Source organism: Streptomyces sp. SID3212 (genome assembly GCF_009865405.1).
In the GTDB taxonomy this organism is placed as follows: Bacteria; Actinomycetota; Actinomycetes; order Streptomycetales; family Streptomycetaceae; genus Streptomyces.
Window position 1 is genome coordinate 1 of record NZ_WWJY01000185.1, and the last position, 2,536, is coordinate 2,536.

The window sequence follows — 2,536 nt, forward strand, 5'->3', positions numbered from 1 at the left end:
CCGGTCGGGTCCGCCGTCGCGCTCGCGGTCCCAGTCGCCGCCGCGGTCGCGGCCCCGGTCGGTCTCGGCGTCGCTCTCGCTCGGCTCCTCCGTGTCCGGCCGGATGTCGATGCGCCAGCCGGTGAGACGGGCGGCCAGGCGGGCGTTCTGCCCTTCCTTGCCGATCGCCAGGGACAGCTGGTAGTCCGGTACGGTCACCCGCGCGGAGCGGGCGCCGAGGTCGACGACCTCGACCTTGCTGACCCGGGCGGGCGACAGGGCGTTGGCCACCATCTCCGCCGGGTCGTCCGACCAGTCCACGATGTCGATCTTCTCGCCGAGCAGTTCGGCCATGACGTTGCGGACCCGGGCGCCCATCGGGCCGATGCAGGCGCCCTTGGCATTGAGACCGGATCGTGTCGACCGGACGGCGATCTTCGTACGGTGGCCGGCCTCGCGGGCGATCGCCTCGATGACGACGGAGCCGTCGGCGATCTCGGGGACCTCCAGCGCGAAGAGCTTGCGCACGAGGTTGGGGTGCGTACGGGACAGCGTCACCGACGGCCCCCGTACCCCCTTGACCACCCGGACGACGTACGTGCGCAGCCGCAGGCCGTGGGTGTACTGCTCGCCCGGGACCTGCTCCTGTACGGGGAGGATGGCTTCCATCTTGTCGTCCAGCCGGACCAGGACGTTCTTGGGGTCCTTGCCCTGCTGGACCATGCCGGCGACGACATCGCCCTCGCGGCGTGCGTACTCGCCGAAGGTGACGTCGTTCTCGGCGTCCCGCAGGCGCTGCTGGATGACCTGGCGGGCGGTGGTGGCGGCGATCCGGCCGAAGTCCGACGGGGTGTCGTCGAACTCCCTGGCCTCCTGCCCCTCCTCCAGGTCCGCCGGGTCCTCCTTGGCCCACACCGTGACGTGGCCGTTGTCCCGGCTCAGCACGACCCGGGCCTGGCGGCGGCTGCCGTCGGTGCGGTGGTAGGCGATGAGGAGGGCCGACTCGATCGCCTCGACCAGCAGGTCGAAGGCGATCTCCTTCTCCTGTGCCAAGCCCTTCAGGAGCTTCACATCGATGTCCACGGCTACGCCTCCTCTTCCTTCTTGTCCTTGCGGTTGAACTCGAGCTCCACGCGCGCCTTGGCGATCCGCGCGAACTCGGCGCGCCGGGCGGTGGGTCTGCGCCCCTTCACACCCGGCACTTCGAGGTCGAGTCCTTCGTCGTCCACGGTGAGGATGCGCGCGACGAACTCGTCGCCCTCGTCCAGCTGGAACCGGGCGAGCCTGCCGACGGCGCGCACGTAGTGGCGGCGCTCGGTCAGCGGTCGCTCGGCACCCGGGGAGGTCACTTCGAGCTGGTACTCGCCCTCGCCCATGGCGTCGGTCTCGTCGAGCTCGTCGGAGATGTCACGGCTCAGCTCGGCGCACGCGTCGAGGTCCACACCCTCGTCGGAGTCGACCACGACCCTCAGCACACGACGCCGGCCGGCCCGGGCCACCTCGACCTCTTCCAGATCGAGGTCCTTCGCGCTGACGAGCGGCTCCAGCAGTACGCGCAGCCTCTCGCTCTCGGTGGTGCTCATCCGGGTGACTCCTCGGCCGCGTGTGCTGTTGTGGGATCGTCGTGTGTCAGATCAAAGGGTATCCGGTCCCGAGGGGTGTTGCCGTCCACCGACGGGTGACCCGCGGGTACGCTCGCCTGCGGTGATCATCGCGAGCCCGAGGAGAGACGCGTGGGGCGCACGGGGACAACACGCAGGCATGCCCTCATCGCCGGAGGAGCGGGCCTGCTGACCGCCTGCTCCTCGGAGGGTCCCGGCCCGGCGGCGGTGAAGAGGGCGGAGGACACCCGGCGCCTGCGTGCCGCGCGGGACAGCAGGGCGCTGCTGGTCGAGTACGACGCGGTCCTGGGCCGGCATCCGGACCTGGCGGGCGCGCTGACGCCGCTGCGTACGGCGGTGGCGGCGCACGTGAAGGCACTCGCCCCGGCACCCGCCGCCTCCCCTTCTCCGTCCCCCTCGGTGTCCGCCACGGCGGCGGGGGCGCTCGCCATCGCGGACGATCCCGCCGACGCGGTGAAGGCACTGGTCGCGGCGGAGCGCCGTACCGCCGACGCGCACGCCGCCGCTCTGCTGGACGCGCCTCCCGAACTGGCCCGTCTCCTCGCCTCGCTGGCGGCGGCCGGCGCCACGCACGTCTACCTGCTGACGAAAGGTTCCGTCTCGTGAGCACCGGCAGGCTGGACGCCACACAGGCGGCGCTGGCGGCGGAGCACGCCGCCGTGTACGGGTACGGGATCGTCGGCGCCCGGGTCGGCAAGGACCGCGGCGCCGAGGCCACCGCCGCGTACGCCGCGCACCGGGCCCGCCGGGACGCGCTCGCCAGGACGGTGCGTGACCTGGGCGGTGAGCCCGCCGTGGCGGCGGCCGCGTACGCTCTGCCGTTCGCGGTCCCCGACCGGGCCGCGGCCGTCCGCCTCGCCGCCGAGCTGGAGGACCGGGTCGCGGACGTCTACTCCGACCTGGTGCGGGCCTCGGAGGGCCCCACGCGGCGGGAG

4 protein-coding genes are annotated in these 2,536 nt (G+C 72.7%); 2 read left to right on the forward strand and 2 right to left on the reverse strand.

The annotated features are described in order from the left end of the window. The coding region (nusA, locus tag GT042_RS05510; RefSeq protein WP_161307570.1) for a transcription termination factor NusA at positions 1 to 1,062 on the reverse strand (1,062 nt) is incomplete at its 3' end. Between the two features lie 2 nt (positions 1,063 to 1,064). Continuing rightward, positions 1,065 to 1,562 carry a ribosome maturation factor RimP gene (rimP, locus tag GT042_RS05515; protein ID WP_161307571.1) on the reverse strand — a complete coding sequence of 166 codons (498 nt, stop codon included), beginning with the start codon at positions 1,560 to 1,562 and terminating at the stop codon, positions 1,065 to 1,067. Positions 1,563 to 1,712: 150 nt separating this feature from the next. Here rimP and GT042_RS05520 point away from each other — a divergent pair, with 150 nt between their 5' ends. Both GT042_RS05520 and GT042_RS05525 read left to right on the forward strand, forming a co-directional pair. Next, entirely contained in the window at positions 1,713 to 2,207 is a 495-nt protein-coding gene (locus GT042_RS05520; protein WP_161307572.1) for a hypothetical protein, read from the forward strand. Then, on the forward strand, positions 2,204 to 2,536 hold a 333-nt coding region (locus GT042_RS05525; protein ID WP_161307573.1), incomplete at its 3' end, for a DUF4439 domain-containing protein. The genes GT042_RS05520 and GT042_RS05525, both read left to right, overlap by 4 nt.